Annotated in this window: 13 protein-coding genes; 4 read left to right on the top strand and 9 right to left on the bottom strand. The window is 67.5% G+C overall.

Going from position 1 to position 14,683, the window contains the following annotated elements; translation table 11 throughout:
* Positions 1–70: 70 nt before the first annotated feature.
* Positions 71–1,609, bottom strand: coding sequence for a 3-hydroxyacyl-CoA dehydrogenase (locus PO605_RS11430; RefSeq protein ID WP_052195825.1), 1,539 nt, complete (start codon positions 1,607–1,609; stop codon positions 71–73).
* A 121-nt stretch (positions 1,610–1,730) separates the two neighbouring features.
* Between PO605_RS11430 and PO605_RS11425 the strand changes: the two genes are divergently transcribed.
* Entirely contained in the window at positions 1,731–4,394 is a 2,664-nt protein-coding gene (locus PO605_RS11425) for a type IV pilus assembly protein FimV (protein ID WP_272206503.1), read from the top strand.
* Between the two features lie 64 nt (positions 4,395–4,458).
* On the opposite strand, the gene thiE is transcribed toward PO605_RS11425, so the two are convergent.
* The 4 genes from thiE to PO605_RS11405 all read right to left on the bottom strand — a co-directional run bounded on the left by thiE (position 4,459) and on the right by PO605_RS11405 (position 7,671).
* Entirely contained in the window at positions 4,459–5,382 is a 924-nt protein-coding gene (gene thiE / locus PO605_RS11420; protein ID WP_043791457.1) for a thiamine phosphate synthase, read from the bottom strand.
* An 11-nt stretch (positions 5,383–5,393) separates the two neighbouring features.
* Complete coding sequence (locus PO605_RS11415; RefSeq protein WP_016452920.1) at positions 5,394–6,203, bottom strand: thiazole synthase; 810 nt, start codon at positions 6,201–6,203, stop codon at positions 5,394–5,396.
* Between the two features lie 32 nt (positions 6,204–6,235).
* Positions 6,236–6,433 (bottom strand): sulfur carrier protein ThiS, encoded by a 198-nt coding sequence (gene thiS, locus PO605_RS11410; RefSeq protein ID WP_012205130.1) that lies wholly within the window; start codon positions 6,431–6,433, stop codon positions 6,236–6,238.
* A gap of 119 nt (positions 6,434–6,552) precedes the next feature.
* Positions 6,553–7,671: an FAD-dependent oxidoreductase gene (locus PO605_RS11405; RefSeq protein WP_074922885.1), complete on the bottom strand. Its 1,119-nt coding sequence runs from the start codon at positions 7,669–7,671 to the stop codon at positions 6,553–6,555.
* Positions 7,672–8,025: 354 nt separating this feature from the next.
* Between PO605_RS11405 and thiD the strand changes: the two genes are divergently transcribed.
* Positions 8,026–8,907 (top strand): bifunctional hydroxymethylpyrimidine kinase/phosphomethylpyrimidine kinase, encoded by an 882-nt coding sequence (gene thiD / locus PO605_RS11400; RefSeq protein ID WP_046983938.1) that lies wholly within the window; start codon positions 8,026–8,028, stop codon positions 8,905–8,907.
* Between the two features lie 21 nt (positions 8,908–8,928).
* Here the strand turns inward: thiD and PO605_RS11395 are convergent, their stop codons facing one another.
* Positions 8,929–9,405, bottom strand: a complete 477-nt coding sequence (locus PO605_RS11395; RefSeq protein WP_047471648.1) for an SH3 domain-containing protein — start codon at positions 9,403–9,405, stop codon at positions 8,929–8,931.
* A gap of 196 nt (positions 9,406–9,601) precedes the next feature.
* On the opposite strand from PO605_RS11395, the gene PO605_RS11390 reads away from it, so the two are divergent.
* Together PO605_RS11390 and PO605_RS11385 are read left to right on the top strand one after the other, a co-directional pair.
* On the top strand, positions 9,602–10,381 hold the full coding sequence (locus PO605_RS11390; protein ID WP_047471650.1) for an ankyrin repeat domain-containing protein: 780 nt from the start codon (positions 9,602–9,604) through the stop codon (positions 10,379–10,381).
* Positions 10,382–10,496: 115 nt separating this feature from the next.
* Positions 10,497–12,698, top strand: a complete 2,202-nt coding sequence (locus PO605_RS11385; RefSeq protein WP_047471652.1) for a TonB-dependent receptor — start codon at positions 10,497–10,499, stop codon at positions 12,696–12,698.
* 194 nt (positions 12,699–12,892) lie between these two features.
* On the opposite strand, the gene PO605_RS11380 is transcribed toward PO605_RS11385, so the two are convergent.
* From PO605_RS11380 to PO605_RS11370, 3 genes are all read right to left on the bottom strand, one after another.
* A complete protein-coding gene (locus tag PO605_RS11380; protein ID WP_016446742.1) occupies positions 12,893–13,678 on the bottom strand; it encodes a foldase protein PrsA in 786 nt (261 codons plus the stop codon).
* Between the two features lie 81 nt (positions 13,679–13,759).
* Entirely contained in the window at positions 13,760–14,041 is a 282-nt protein-coding gene (locus PO605_RS11375) for a BolA family protein (RefSeq protein ID WP_013802780.1), read from the bottom strand.
* The gene (locus tag PO605_RS11370) at positions 14,038–14,637 is read right to left on the bottom strand and encodes a septation protein A (RefSeq protein ID WP_017406454.1); all 600 of its coding nucleotides are present in this window, start codon (positions 14,635–14,637) and stop codon (positions 14,038–14,040) included. The genes PO605_RS11375 and PO605_RS11370 overlap by 4 nt, the downstream gene beginning before the upstream one ends.
* Positions 14,638–14,683: the final 46 nt, after the last annotated feature.

The following is a 14,683-nucleotide window of genomic DNA, read 5'->3' as shown; positions in this document are numbered from 1 at the left end:
TGCCGAAAACGGGGCAGGGCGGCGAAAAAAAGGCGACCCGTCGTGCATCGGGTCGCCGGCTTTGCAGGGCTTATGGCTCCTCGTGCGTGAGGCTCAGCCCCAGCGCGCCACGGCGGCGCAGCCAGGGGCTGGGGCGGTAGCGCGGATCGCCGTAGACGGTCTGCAGGTTGAACAGGACCTCCAGCATGTTGGTGGGGCCCCAGCGGTCGCCCATGGCCAGCGGGCCCATGGGATAGCCCAGGCCCAGGGTCACGGCCTTTTCCAGGTCGGCCGGGCTGCCGATGCCCTGCTGGCAGATGTCGCTGGCGATGTTGACGATGGAGCCCACCACGCGCTGCGTGACGAAGCCGCCGCTGTCGCGGATCACGCTGACGGCCTTGCCGTCGCTCGCAAAAAGCGCATGGGCGGCATCGCGCATGTCGGTGCGCGTGGCCGGCGTGGTGGCCAGCACGCGGCGGCGCGTGTCGGCGTCGGCCAGCAGCATGTCGATGCCCATGGTGCGCGTGCAGTCCAGCCGCTCCACGGCAGCCACCGTGGTCACGTCCAGGCCCAGCGGCGCCACCAGGATCAAGGCCTGCTCGGTCGGTGCCTGCGCGGTTTCAATGCGCGCGCCCAGGCTCTTGAGCAACTGGTAGATCTCGTTGCGCCGGGCCGCGCGTGCCGACACCCAGACCGGGGGCAGCGTCTGCACCTGCGGCACGGCAGGCTCGGCAGGCTGCTCGGCGCGGCCTTCGGCATAGCGGTAAAAGCCCTGGCCGGTCTTGCGGCCCAGCAGGCCGGCCGCCACGCGCTGCGCGGCAATGGGGCTGGGGCGGTAGCGCGGCTCCTGGTAGTACTGGTGGTAGATGTGCTCCATCACGGCATGGGTGACATCCAGGCCGGTGAGATCCATCAGCTCGAACGGGCCGAGCTTGAAGCCCACTTGCTCGCGCAGGATGCGGTCGATGGTGGCGAAGTCGGCAATGCCTTCCTGCACGATGCGCAGCGCCTCGGTCACATAGCCTCGGCCCAGGTGGTTGACCAGGAAACCCGGCGTGTCCTGCGCGCGCACGGGCGTGTGGCCGAAGCTGCGCGCGAACTGCGTCAGCGTGGCGCAGGTGGCCTCGTCCGTGGCCAGGCCGCGCACGATCTCCACCACCTTCATCAGCGGCGCCGGGTTGAAGAAGTGAAAGCCGGCAAAGCGCTGCGGGTGCTCGAGCGCCGTGGCCAGCGTGGTGATGGACAGGGCCGAGGTATTGCTGGCGATGAGGGTCCCGGGCGCAACGATGGCCTCCAGCTCGCGCAGCAGCGCCTGCTTGGCGTCCATGCGCTCGACGATGGCCTCGATCACCAGGTCGCAGTTCCTGAACGCATCGAGACCGTCCGCCACCGTCACCCGGGCCTTGCAATCTGCGGCCTGCTCACTTGTTATTTTTTGTTTCTTCTCAAGCAGGTCCCACAGCGCAAACAGCTGTTGCTGCGCTTGCGCGGCAGCGCCCGGGCGAGCGTCCTGCAGCAGCACGCCGGCGCCTGCCTGGGCGGCCAGCTGGGCGATGCCTTGCCCCATGATTCCTGCGCCTATCAAGCCGACGTTCCTGATAGGAGAAATGTTGTTTTGGATCATGTACATAGAGGAGGTGTCCTACAGGTGTCTATGCAAAAATGCAAGCGTTCAAAGAAAGGCTGATGTGAGAATTTGTAGCACCATTCTCGGCGTCGCCCTGTCCTCCATGGCCTGGAACGCGTCCGCATTGTCGTTGGGCAGTCCCCGGGGCAACGTGGTGCTGGGCGCTCCGTTCGACCTGGTGGTGGGCTTGCAGCCCGATAGCGGAAATGACGCCGGCAGCTCCTGCGTGCGCGCCGAGCTGCTGGCCGGTGACAGGCCCATCGAATCCTCGCGTGTGCGCGTCAGCCCGACCACATCGGGCAAGGCCGTTCGTGTGCAGGCCAGCTACACGGTGGACGAGCCCGTGGTGACGCTCAAGCTCTGGGCCGGCTGCGAAGGCGGCGGCATCAGCCGCAGCTATACGCTGCTGGCGCAGCTGCCCGAGTCGGTGGATGCCACGGGCAATCAGCCCATCAATGTGCGGGAACTGGCGGCAGCCCAGCCGGCGCTGGCGGCCGCGGGTGCCGGTGCAGCAGGTGCTGCAGGTGCAGCGGGTGCTGCTTCCGACCCATCTTCGACTTCCTCCCGCCCGGCCGCTGGCCGCAGCGCCCGGGCCGATTCCGGGCCCGCAGCGGTGCCCGTTGCCAAGGAACCGAAACCCCAGTCCAAGCCAAAGACACAGCCAAGGCCCCAGGCCAAACCCAAGGCGGCGGCCGAGAAATCCAGGCCGCCCGTGGGCGTGACCGCCCAGGCCCAGGCCGGGCAGTTGCAGGCGGGCCTGCGCATAGAACCGCGCCTGCGCATGGAGCCGGTGGAGGAATGGCTGGGCACGGGCGGCACCCCGGGCGCCGCTGGCGCAGCCGGGACACCCGAGGGCGCCGCCGCATCTGCGGCTCCCATGTTCGATGCGGGCAGCGAGCAGCTGGCCGAGGCCAACAAGCGCGTGCAGGCGCTGGAGGCCGAAATGGCGGCCTTCAAGAAGCGCGACACCGCCGACCGTGGGCAACTGGCCCAGCTACGGGCCGAACTGGAGGCCATGCGCCAGGAGTCGGGCGGCTCGTCGTGGCTGTTCAATGCGCTGCTGCTGGCGCTGATCGCCGCCGTGGCCGTGATCGCATGGATGGCCTGGAAAATGCGCTCGGGCGCCTCGCTGTTCTCGCGCGAGCCGGATGCCTGGCGGGAATCGGTGGAGCGTTCGTCGCAGGACCCCGTGCCGTCGAGCCCGCCGCATTCGCACGATGACGGGATCAACACCCTGCCGCATTCCCTGGACCCCCATCGGCCCACGCGCCCCATGGCACCCAGCCTGCGTGAACACCGGCCTGCGCCGTCGCCCGATGATCGCCGTGGCCCGGATACCCTGGCCTCGCCCTATGTGCAGCGCGGCGCGCAGATGCGCCCTGGCGTGACGTACGAGCTGCATGAGGACGTGGACCCCGGCGATTTCGGCCCGGCCACCATTCCCGTGCCTGTGTCCGTGCAGGCCGAGCTGCCCGAGCCGGAGGGCGAGAAGACCGCAGCGCGCTCGCCTGCGCCCGAGGCCATCAAGGCCCGGCGCATGGTGCAGCCCGGCGAAATGTTCGACGTGCAGCAGCAGGCGGAATTCTTCATCTCGGTGGGCGAGCACCAGCAGGCCATCGAGCTGCTGCGCTCGCACATCGCCACGCATGAGGATTCCTCGCCGCTGGCCTATCTGGAGCTGCTGCACCTGTACTACACGCTGAGCCGCCGAGACGACTTCGACCAGCTGCGCGCCCGCTTTGCCAAGCATTTCAACGCCCGCGTGCCGGCCATGCCGGGCTTCACCGACAAGGGCAGCAGCCTGCTGCAGGGCTATCCCGAGCAGCTGGCACGCATCGAGGCGCTGTGGCCTGTGGACGAGGTCGAGGACTGCCTGGCGCACTACCTGTTCAAGCAGGACGGTGCACCCGACCCCGATGCGCCAGCCCCCTTCGACCTGGCCGCTTTCGATGACCTGCTGCTGCTGCTGTCCATCGCGCGCACCTCGCCCGCCGGAACGCGCGGCGAGCCCGGCCCGCGCGAGCGCACCACGCCGCGCATGGTGGCGGGCACGGCCGCAGCCGGCGCAGCCACGGCCGGCGCAGCCGTCCTCGCATCGGCCGCGGAACCCGCTCCCGCACCGGCCGCCGCTGCCGCCTTCATGGATGTGGATTGGATGGCCGAGCTGCAACCGTCTCCGGTAGAGGCCGCACCGCAGCAGGCTGCCTCTTCCCTGTCGCCGCAGGACCCGGGCCTGGAGTTCACGCCCATGGACACGCAGGCGCTGTCGGTGGTCTCCGGTACAGCCGGTGAGAAGGCTGCCGACAGCCGCGCGCCGGACTCCCTGTCCGCGCCGCTGCAGTTTGAAATGCAGCCGCTGGACTTCGACCTGGATCAGGCAGGCCAGCTGCCTGCCGGCCAGGTGCGTGCCGTTCCGCTGAGCGAGACGCCGTCCTTCATCCACGATGCGGCGGCACCGCTGCTGGACATAGACCTCACCGCGCTGGGCGAGGATGAACTGCCCACGGTGGACGTGCCTTCGCGCTTTCCGCCCGTGGTGCTGTCGGCGCCCGGCTCAGGCCCCGTGGGCTTCAGCGAGCACAATCTCAAGGCGCCGCTGAGCATGGATCTGGCGCTGGAGAACTGGGAACTGCAACCGCCCGAAACCCTTCGCGATCACCGCGGCCTGGACGAGCCCTTGAGCCGCTCGGTGGACATGCTGCTGTCGCGCGAGACCGACCCGGCCTTTCGGACCACGCCACAGGCTCCGTCGCCGCAGGGTGACGGCAAGGAGCCGTCCAAGGACTGAGCCAGGTGCACATGCAAGAAAGGGAGCAGATGCTCCCTTTTTTGATGTGTGGTCCCGCAAAGGCTCAGTTCGCAGCCTGCATGCTGGCAAGCAACTGCTGCGCCGCCGCTTCCGGGTCCTCGGCATTGACCAGTGCCCGCACCACGGCCACCGAGCCCACGCCAGTGGCGCGCACGGCCGGGAATTGGTCGGCCGAGATGCCGCCGATGGCCACCAGCGGATAGCGCTGCATCAGGCGCACATAGGCGCCCAGGCGCGCCAGGCCCTGCGGAGCCGTGGCCATTTTCTTGAGCGTGGTGGGAAAGACGGCGCCCAGCGCGATGTAGCTGGGCTGCACGGCATGGGCGCGCACCATTTCGGCGTAGCCATGCGTGCTCACGCCCAGGCGCAGGCCCGAGGCGTGGATGGCCTGCAGGTCGGCGCCGGCCAGCGCGTCCAGGTCCTCCTGGCCCACATGCACGCCATAGGCGCCGGCATCGATGGCCTCGCGCCAGTGGTCGTTGATGAAGAGCAGGGCGCCCGTGCCTTCCACGGCGGCCACGGCGGCGCGCACTTCGCGCGCGATGGCGTCGCGGTCCTCGGACTTGAAGCGCAGCTGCACGGTGGGCACACCGGCGCGGGCCATGCGGCCCACCCATTGCGCGTCGGGCAGCACGCCGTAAAGGCCCAGGGACCTTGGGCACTCCGGGAAGGCCAGTGCGGGATCGGCGCCCTCCAGGCCGAAGTCGCGCGGATCGTCGGGCCATAGCGTGGCCTCGAAGCGGCCCCTGCGCAGCGTCTGCGCCTGCCAGGCACAGGCCAGCGTCTCGGCGTCGATGGCGATGAAACCCAGGGCGCTGCAGGCCTGCAGCGCCGCAAGATAGGCCGGCTCCTGGCGCTGTGCCTGCGGTACGGGCTGCGAGGGCAGGGCGGAGCCTTCAGGGGCAAAGGTGGCGCCGTGCAGGCGCACGATGGCATCTGCCCAGGACTGGATGGAGTCGTTGCTCATGGCCGGTCTCCTCAGCCGTGGTGCCAGAACGGCGTGCCCAGCACGGGCGTGCTGGGCTGGGCGGCAGACTGCTCGGCCATGGCGCCGGCGCGGTGGGCGGCGTGGCCGGCATTCACGGCATCGGCAAAGGCGCCGGCCATGGCGACGGGATCTTCGGACAAGGCCACGGCCGTGTTCAGCAGCACGGCGTCATAGCCCCATTCCATGACCTGGCAGGCGTGCGAGGGGCGGCCCAGGCCCGCATCCACGATCAGCGGCACCTTCAGGCGCTCGCGCAGTGTCTGCATGGCATAGGGGTTGACGGGGCCGCGGCCCGTGCCGATGGGCGCCGCCCAGGGCATGACGGCCTGGCAGCCCACATCCACCAGGCGCTGGCACAGCACCAGGTCCTCGGTGGTGTAGGGCAGGACCTGGAAGCCGTCCTTGATGAGGATGGAGGCGGCCTCGACCAGGTTCAGCGTGTCGGGCTGCAGGGTGTAGTCGTCGCCGATCAGCTCCAGCTTGATCCAGGGGGTCTCGAAGACTTCGCGTGCCATCTGGGCCGTGGTCACGGCTTCCTGCACGGTCATGCAGCCGGCCGTGTTGGGCAGCACGGGCACGGCCAGCTTCTTGAGCAATTCCCAGAAGCTGGCACCGGTCTCGGCGGCATTGCTGCCCTGGCGGCGCAGCGAGGCCGTGACCATGGCGGGGCGGGCACGCTGCACGGCAGCTTCCAGCACGGCGGGCGAGGGGTAGCGGGAGGTGCCCAGCAGCAGGCGGCTGTCAAAGCGCTGGCCGTACAGGACCAGGCTGTCGTCGGAGGAAGGGGCGGAAGTCGTCATGGCGTGAGGCAATGGGAGAGTCGGATGGGGCATCAGCCGCCGGTCACCGGCGAGATCACTTCGAGGCGGTCGCCGTCGTTCAGCGCCTGTTCGGCATAGCGGGCCTTGGGCACGAAGACGGTGTTGATGGCCACGGCAAAGGGCGGGCGCGGCGCAAGCTGGGCCAGCGCGTCGGCCACGGTGGCTCCGTCGCTCAGTTCGGTCGCTTGCTGGTTGATGGTGATGTTCATGGCGGCTGAGGGGAAACGAAAGGCGGGTACGGGGGCTTGTTCGATCTTAGGCAGGGCCGGTCTTGTCGGCCCTGCATGCATGTCCGGTCTGTTGTGCGTGAAAGTGCCGTGCGTGCCGTTCAGGCGGCTGCCTTGTGCTGCGATGGCGCATGCTCGACGGCAACATCGAAGCGGCGGGCCAGTTCGGAATCGCCGCTGTCGAGCAGCTCCAGCACCACGTCCAGCATGGCCGGCGCGATCATGAAGCCATGGCGGTACAGGCCGTTGACCTCCATCACGCGCGGCGCGCTCCAGCGCACGGCCGGCAGATTGTCGGGCAGGGTGGGGCGGCACTGGGTGGCGATCTCGACGATGCGGCCCTCGGCAAAACCCGGATGCACGGTGTAGGCGGCGCTCAGCAGCTCCAGCGTGGAGCGCACGCTGGCCGGCGACATGTCGTCGGACTCGATCTCGGTGGCGCCGATGACGAAGAGGTGGTCCTCCTTGGGCGCAATGTAGATCGGATAGCGCGGATGGATCAGGCGCGTGGGCCGCTGCAGCGTGACCTCGGGCGCATGGATGCGCACCACCTCGCCGCGCACGCCGCGCAGCGCAGGCCACTGGCCGCGTGCGCCCAGGCCCCGGCAGTCCAGCACCCAGTCGGGCTGGCCCGGCGTGCCGGGACGGAAGTCGGCCAGCTCGCGCGGCTGGTTCCAGTGCTGCTCCACGCCCAGGCGGGTCAGCGTGGCGTGGAGCGCGGCCAGCAGCTGGCGGTTGTCGAGCTGGCCTTCGCCCTGCAGGTACATGGCCTGGGCAAAGCGCCGCTCAAGCGCGGGCTCGCAGTCGTGCAGGGCCTGGTCGGCCAGCGGCTGCAGCGCGGGAAGGCTGGGGTTGATGCGGCGGTTTTTCTCCAGCAGGCCGAAAAAGCGCTGGGCATCGCCCGCGTCCTGGCGGTGCCAGAGGATGAGGGTGCCGTTTTGCTGGAAGAACACGGGCGCATCGAGCTGGGCCAGCAGTTCGGGCCAGCGCGTCAGGCCGTGCTGGCCCATGCGCACCACGCCGGGCTCGGTGATGGCCGATTCGGCCAGGGGCGCGAGCATGGCGGCGGCCACGCGGGCCGCTGCGCCATCGCCTTCGGGGCCGTGGGCGTCGTATACGGCGATGCCGTGGCCGCGACGGGCCAGCGCCAATGCCAGCAGCCGGCCCATGAGGCCGCCGCCCAGAATGGCGATGCGGGAAGAAGCTTGTAGAACGGACATGTGCATCTGGTGGTCAAGTGCGCCCATGCCCGTGGGACTGCCGGCCGGCTGTCCGCGCACAGGGCATGTGCTGGACAAAACGCGGCGTACCACCCCGATTGATTGAAACTCCCCACGCCAGCATGACCTGGATCGGGTGCAGGGGCGCTGCGCGGCAAGGTGCCTGTGGTGCAGGCTTGTGCGGCAGGGGGCTGGTCGCCCCGGGGCCCCAGGGTGTTTCTCAGTCACGCATCGGCGAGGCGGGCCAGGCCCTGTTTCACCGACGGGACACCCCTGTTTCGTCCGTCAGCAGGCATTACAGCACATCCCGCAGCTGCCGGTATTGACCATGCGCATGGGTGATAATTTTCGCCCATGACTGCCGACCACTCCCCTTCGACCGCCGCATCCACCGAACCGGCTCCCGCCGCGCGCAAGCGCTATGCACGCGTGCTCATCATCGCGGGCTCCGACAGCGGCGGCGGCGCCGGCATACAGGCCGACCTCAAGACCTGCAGCGCCCTGGGCTGCTACGGCATGACGGCCATCACGGCCATCACCGTGCAGAACACGCTGGGCGTCAGCGGCATCCACGGCATTCCCGTGGACATACTGCGCGGCCAGATCGATGCGGTGGTCGAGGACATCGGCGCCGACGCCGTCAAGATCGGCATGCTGGCCACGCCCGAGGTGGTGCAGGTGGTGGCCGATGCCATCCGCCGCCACCAGCTGCGCAACGTGGTGCTCGACCCCGTGATGGTGGCCACCAGCGGCGACCGGCTGATTGCCCCGGAAACCGCCTCCGTGCTGGTGCGCGAACTTTTCCCCCTGGCCACCGTGGTCACGCCCAATCTGGACGAGGCGGCGCTGCTGCTGGGCCACTCCATTGATGGCATAGACGCACTGGACGGCGCCGTGCAGGAACTGCTGGCGCTGGGCGCGCCGGCCGCCTTGCTCAAGGGCGGGCACTTGTCGGGCGATCTGGTGGTGGACCTGCTGGGCCATGGCAACGGCCAGCGGCTGCGCCTGCAGTCGCAGCGCATTGCCACGCACAACGGGCACGGCACGGGCTGCACGCTGTCTTCGGCGATTGCCTCGCACCTGGCGCTGGGCCTGCCGCTGGAGACGGCCGTGGCCCAGGCGCGCGAGTACATCCTGGGCGCGATTGCGGCCGGTGCCGATGTGTTCACGGGCGCCGGCCACGGTCCGCTGAACCACGGCTATGCGCCGCGCGCGCAGGTCGTGGTCAACGGCTGAACGTTCGACGCAGCGCCTGGTTCACCAGCCCCAGGTCAGGCTGCGCGCCACCCAGCCCTTTTGGCCGTTGTCGCGCTGGACCTGGGCCCAGGAGCCCTGTTTCCTGAGCGTGCGCACCACTTCCATTTCAGCCAGCTTGCCCACCACGCGATGGTTCTGGCCCGGGCCGGCGCGCAGGTTGGCGGTGCGCCCGGTCACCACCATGTGCGGGGTCTTGCCGGTCAGCGGCGCATGCACCCAGCCCAGCGTGCTCTCGTTGTCCCTGACGCGCAGCCACTGGCCCTTGCGCTGCACCACCTGCAGCGGATAGCCCTTGCCCAGTTCCCACAGCGTGGCCGAGCGCGTGGTGGGCTGCTGCCGCACATTGACGCTGGCGCCCTTGACGCTGACGAACTCGCGCGCATGGGCGGCGGCCGGGGCCAGGGTGGTGGTGAGGACGGCGAGGGCGGTGGCGGCTGCGGCCATCCAGCGGGCGGCACGGCTTTTGTTGCAAGACACGGGAACAGGTCTCCTTTCGTTTGAGAAAGGCTGGCGCGCGAAGACTTTCCGGCGCAAGCCCGGGGAAAGCGCGTGGGATCAGGCGATGTAGCTATAGTTCCTGAATGAAACTGACGTGCGACGCCCCGGCTTCATGCGCAACCGGGCAAGCTTGCCTTACGCTTGCCGCACAACCGTGTTTTCCAGGAGGGCTTGTATGCACCATGCTGTTTCCCGATCCGGCGCCCATGTCCGGCACGTTGCAATCCTGACGGCCTGTCTTGCCGCGGGACTGGCGGATGCGCAGGGACAAGAGACGCAGGCGCAGGAGGCGCAGGCTGTGGCCACAGCCGCCGAGGGCCGCGATGCGGCCAGGGCGCAGGAGGGTGCGGTGAATCGCCCGGAATTCGGTCCCGCGCTGCTGGCGGCCGCCCAGGCCGGCGAAGCGCTGCAGGTACGCGACTGGCTCAAGCGCGGCGCACCTGTCGATGTGCGTGACCGGCAGGGCAATACGCCGCTGCTGCTGGCCGTGCGCGGCAACCATGTCGAGGTCGCGCGCTCGCTGCTGGTCCATGGGGCCAACCCCAATCTCAAGAATGACCTGCAGGACAGTGCCTATCTGCTGGCCGGTGCCCTGGGCCGCCTGGAGATACTGCGCATGACGCTGTCGTACGGCGCCGATCTGCAAAGCACCAACCGCTACGGCGGCACGGCGCTGATCCCGGCCTGCGAGCGCGGCCATGTCGATACCGTGCAGGCCCTGCTGGCCGCAGGTGTACGGGCCGACCATGTGAACCGGCTGGGCTGGACCTGCCTGCTCGAAGCCGTTTTGCTGGGCGACGGAGGCCCGCGCTACCAGGACATCGTCCGCCAGCTGATCGCGGCCAGGGCCGATCTCAATCTGCCCGACAAGGATGGCGTGACCGCCGTCGTCCACGCCCGACAGCGCAGCCAGCATGAGGTGGAGCGCCTGCTGCAGGAGGCTGGAGCGCGCTGATCGGCGCAAGCGAAAACGCCTGAAACCAGGGGTGATGCGCCAGATTCAGACGGGTCTGATTGCTTTGGAAAGGCTGCGTTGCAAATGATTCCCATTTTCAACGTGGATCTTTGCCATGCGCACAGCACATTTGCTATCTCGACCCTTCGTCTCCGGCCCCCAGTCGTGCCTTTTTTCGGTGTTCGCTGCGGCGCTGGTCACGCCCGCTTATGCGCAGGACGCCACTGCCGATGAGCGTCAGGTGCAGTTGGCGCCCTTGACGGTCTCCGGGCAGCGCTCCACCGGCTCGCGCACCGAGGCATCCGAATCGGCCAAATACGCCAAGCCGCTGCTGGATGTGCCGCAGACCATCACCGTGGTGCCCGGGCAGGTGCTGCAGGAGCAAAACGCCCTGAGCCTGCAGCAGGCGCTGTCCAATGTATCCGGCATCACCTTCAATGCGGGCGAGGGCGGTGCAGGCTCGGGCGACAGCATCAACATCCGCGGCTTCAGCGCCAACGCCAACCTGCAGATCGACGGGCTGCGCGACAGCGGGCAGAAGAGCCGAAGCGATCTCTTCAACACGCAATCCGTCGAGGTCATCAAGGGACCCAACTCGGTCTTCGGCGGCGCGGGCACCTCGGGCGGCAGCATCAACATGATCAGCAAGCAGCCCACGGCCCATGACTTCACCGAGGCCGACGCAGGCCTGGGCACGGCCAGCTACCGGCGCGTCACGCTCGACGCCAACAGGGTGCTGGCTGGCGGCAAGGCTGCCATGCGCCTGAACCTCATGGGCCATGACAGCAACGTGGCGGGGCGCAATGCCATCTTCAAGCGGCGCTGGGGCGTGGCGCCCTCGCTGGCCCTGGGGCTGAATTCGCCCACGCGCCTGACCCTCGGCTTCTTCCATCAGAGCGATGACAATCTTCCCGACTATGGCGTGCCGGCCTTTCGCGGCAAGATGCTCGAAGGCGTCTCGCGCAATGCCTATTTCGGCTGGCGCAACCTTGACCGCGAAAAGATCAGCCAGAATGCCCTGACCGCGAAGATCGAGCATGACTTCGCCTCGGGCGCCAAGCTGCAGAACCTCTCGCGCTACTCGCGGCTGAGCCGCGATACCGTGATCTCGGCCTCGCATGTCGATCTGAGGGGCATGCAGCCTGGCTACTACCGGCCCGCAGGTCCGCAGGCCTATGGCCGCGATGCGGCCACCACCCTGTGGATCAACCAGACCAACCTGACCCAGCGCTTCGACACAGGCGTGCTGGGGCATACGCTGGTCACGGGCTTCGAGATCGCACGCGAGACCTATGACCGTACCACCTCTTCCTACAACATCAACCGGCAGTTCCCGGCCGGCGGCTATCCGCTGGCCCGTCCGCCCGGATACTGGACGGGCACGACGGACTTGCAAAACAGCGGAAGGAACGAGACCAGCCTGGACACCCGCGCGCTGTATGCCACCGACTCCATTGCGCTGGGGCCGCGCTGGGATCTGAACCTGGGCCTGCGCTATGACTGGATCGACGGGCGCTCCAACGCCACAACGGCCGCTGGCGTGCGCACCTCGGTGGACAGTTCCGACGGCCGGCTCAGCGGCCGCACGGCCCTGAGCTTCAAGCCCGCCGACAACGGCCGCATCTACCTGGCCTATGGCACGGCCTTCAACCCCTCCGCGGAATTCCTGGTCTCCAATGGTTCCGGCCTGGATGCGGCCACGGCCTCGCTGGCGCCCGAGAAGAACACCAGCCTGGAGCTGGGAACCAAGTGGGATGTGCGGGACCGCCAGCTGGCGCTGACAGCCGCTCTGTTCCAGGTGGACAAGACCAATGCCCGAGAGCAGATGGCCGATGGCAGCTATCTGCTGGCCGGTGAGCAGCGCGTGCGCGGGCTGGAACTCGGGGCTGCAGGCAAGGTGACTCCGCAATGGGACCTCTTCGCCAACTACACCTTCATGGCCAGCAAGACCCTCAAGTCATTGAACGAGCCTGCGCGTGTGGGCCAGGCGCTGGGCAATACGCCGCGCCATTCGCTGAACCTGTGGACCACCTATGCGCTGCCGCAGGGCTGGACGGTGGGCTATGGCGCGCGCTTCGTGGGCACGCGCAATGTCACTTCGGCCGGCGACGGCAAGCTGTCCGCTTACTGGGTGCACAGCGCCATGGTCGGCTATGAACTCAACCGGCAATGGAAGCTCCGGCTCAATCTCGACAACATCGGCAACAAGGCCTATGTGGCCGGCGTGCGCCAGCGCCTGGGCGAGCAGTCGCGTTCTTCGGCCGTGGAGTACGGAGAGGGTCGCACGGTCAGATTGACCGCGCTCTACCAGTTCTGAGAAGCACGATGGCCTGGTTTCCGGTGCCGTGGGCGCCGGGACGCCGGGACAGGATGAATCAGGCTTGAATCGGGCTGCCCCCAGGGGCAGCTCTTTTCTTTGGCGGCCACCTTGCCTGGGGCAAAAAAAGAGCCCGCACAAGGCGGGCTGGTGATGGTCAGGCCGACGGCAAAAACCGCCGACACGCAAGCATCTTACTGGATCTTGGCCTTTTCGCGCAGCGATTCCTGGAATTGCGCCAGCTTTTGCTGTTGCAGCTGCTGCACGATCTGGGGCTTGACTTCCTCGAACTTGGGCAGTTCGGCCTGGCGCACGTCGTCCTGGCGGATGATGTGGTAGCCGAACTGGCTCTTGACCGGCTCCTGGGTCATGCCGCCCTTTTCGAGCTTGATCAGGGCTTCGGAGAACTCGGGCACGTAGTTGCCGGGGTTGGCCCAGTCGAGGTCACCACCACGGGCACCGGATCCGGGGTCCTTGGACTCCTTCTTGGCGATGTCTTCGAACTTCTTGCCGGCCTTGATCTCGGCAATGATGGCCTTGGCGCGGTCTTCCGACTCGACCAGGATGTGGCTGGCCTTGTATTCCTTGCCGCTGTTGGCAGCGACGGCCTTGTCGTACTCGGCCTTGGCTTCGGCGTCGGTCACGGGGTTCTTCTTCTGGAAGTCTTCGAACAGCGAGCGGATCAGGATGGTCTGGCGGGCCAGTTCCATCTGCTGCTTGTAGGCTTCGCTGTTGGCCAGGCCGCGCTTGTTGGCTTCCTGCATGAAGATCTCGCGGGCGATGACTTCTTCCTTGATCTGCCCTTCCATCTCGGGCGTGACGGGGCGGCCGCTTTGCTCGATCTGCTGCTTGAGCACTTCGGCGCGTGCCTTGGGCACAGCCTTGCCGTTGACGACGGCGATGTTCTGGGCCGAGGCGGACAGGGCTGCGGTGCTCAGCACGGCGGCAGTCACCAGGCTGGTCAGAAGCTGTTTTTTCATGCGAATTCCAGAGATGAAGGAAAAATTGATTCTATAGCGTGGATACGCAACAGGCTCCGAATCTTCGGAGCCTGTAAAAGTTCAAAGAACCTCGATGGCGATGGCGTGAGCGCCCTGGTCAATGAATTCTTGCAGCGCATCATACACAAGGCGGTGGCGTGCCACGCGCGGCTTGCCTTGAAACAAAGGTGACGCAATGCGCACGCGGAAATGCGTGCCGAAGCCGGTGCCGTTGGCTCCCACATGGCCGGCGTGCTGGTGGCTTTCGTCGATCACTTCCAGGTGATCGGGGGCGAGGCGCTCGCGCAGCACGGCCTGCATGGCTTCGGCGGTGATGGGCAGTGGATGGGCGGGTGCGCTCATGGCTGCTTGTCCTGTTGCACGCCGGACGGGGGCAGGGCGTCGGGCGTGGCGGCGGCTGCCTCGCCCTTGTCTTCCTGCATGAAGCGGCTCATGTAGATGGCCTGTCCGATCACGAAGACCAGCATCAGCCCCATGCCGCCGAACAGCTTGAAGTTGACCCAGGTGTCGGTGTCGAAGCGGTAGGCGATGACCAGGTTGAGCGCGCCCATCACCGCGAAGAAGGCTGCCCAGCTCCAGTTCATGGTGCGCCAGGCGTTGTCCGGCAGTTGCAGTTGCGCGCCCATGACAGAGCGCAGCAGGTTCTTGCGAAATACCAGCTGGCCAATCACCAGGGCGCCGCCCATGAGCCAGTACAGCACCGTGGGCTTCCACTTGATGAAGGTGTCGTTGTGGGCGAGCAAGGTGGCGCCGCCGAACAGCACGATCACGCCCAGGCTGACCCATTGCATGGGCTCGACCTTGCCATGGCGCACGCGCAGGTAGGCGATCTGCGCGATGGTGGCGACGATGGCCACGGCCGTGGCCGTGTAGATGCCCCAGACCTTGAAGGCGACGAAGAACAGGATGATGGGGAAAAAGTCGATCAGTAACTTCATTGGAAGATTTCGATGGGCTTGGAGTCAGGCATGGTGCCTGAGCGCT

The sequence above is a fragment of the Delftia sp. DT-2 genome, from assembly GCF_028401915.1.
In the GTDB taxonomy this organism is placed as follows: Bacteria; Pseudomonadota; Gammaproteobacteria; order Burkholderiales; family Burkholderiaceae_C; genus Comamonas; species Comamonas tsuruhatensis.
Note: the sequence above shows the minus strand (reverse complement) of the source record. Positions and strands in the feature narration are given on the sequence as shown.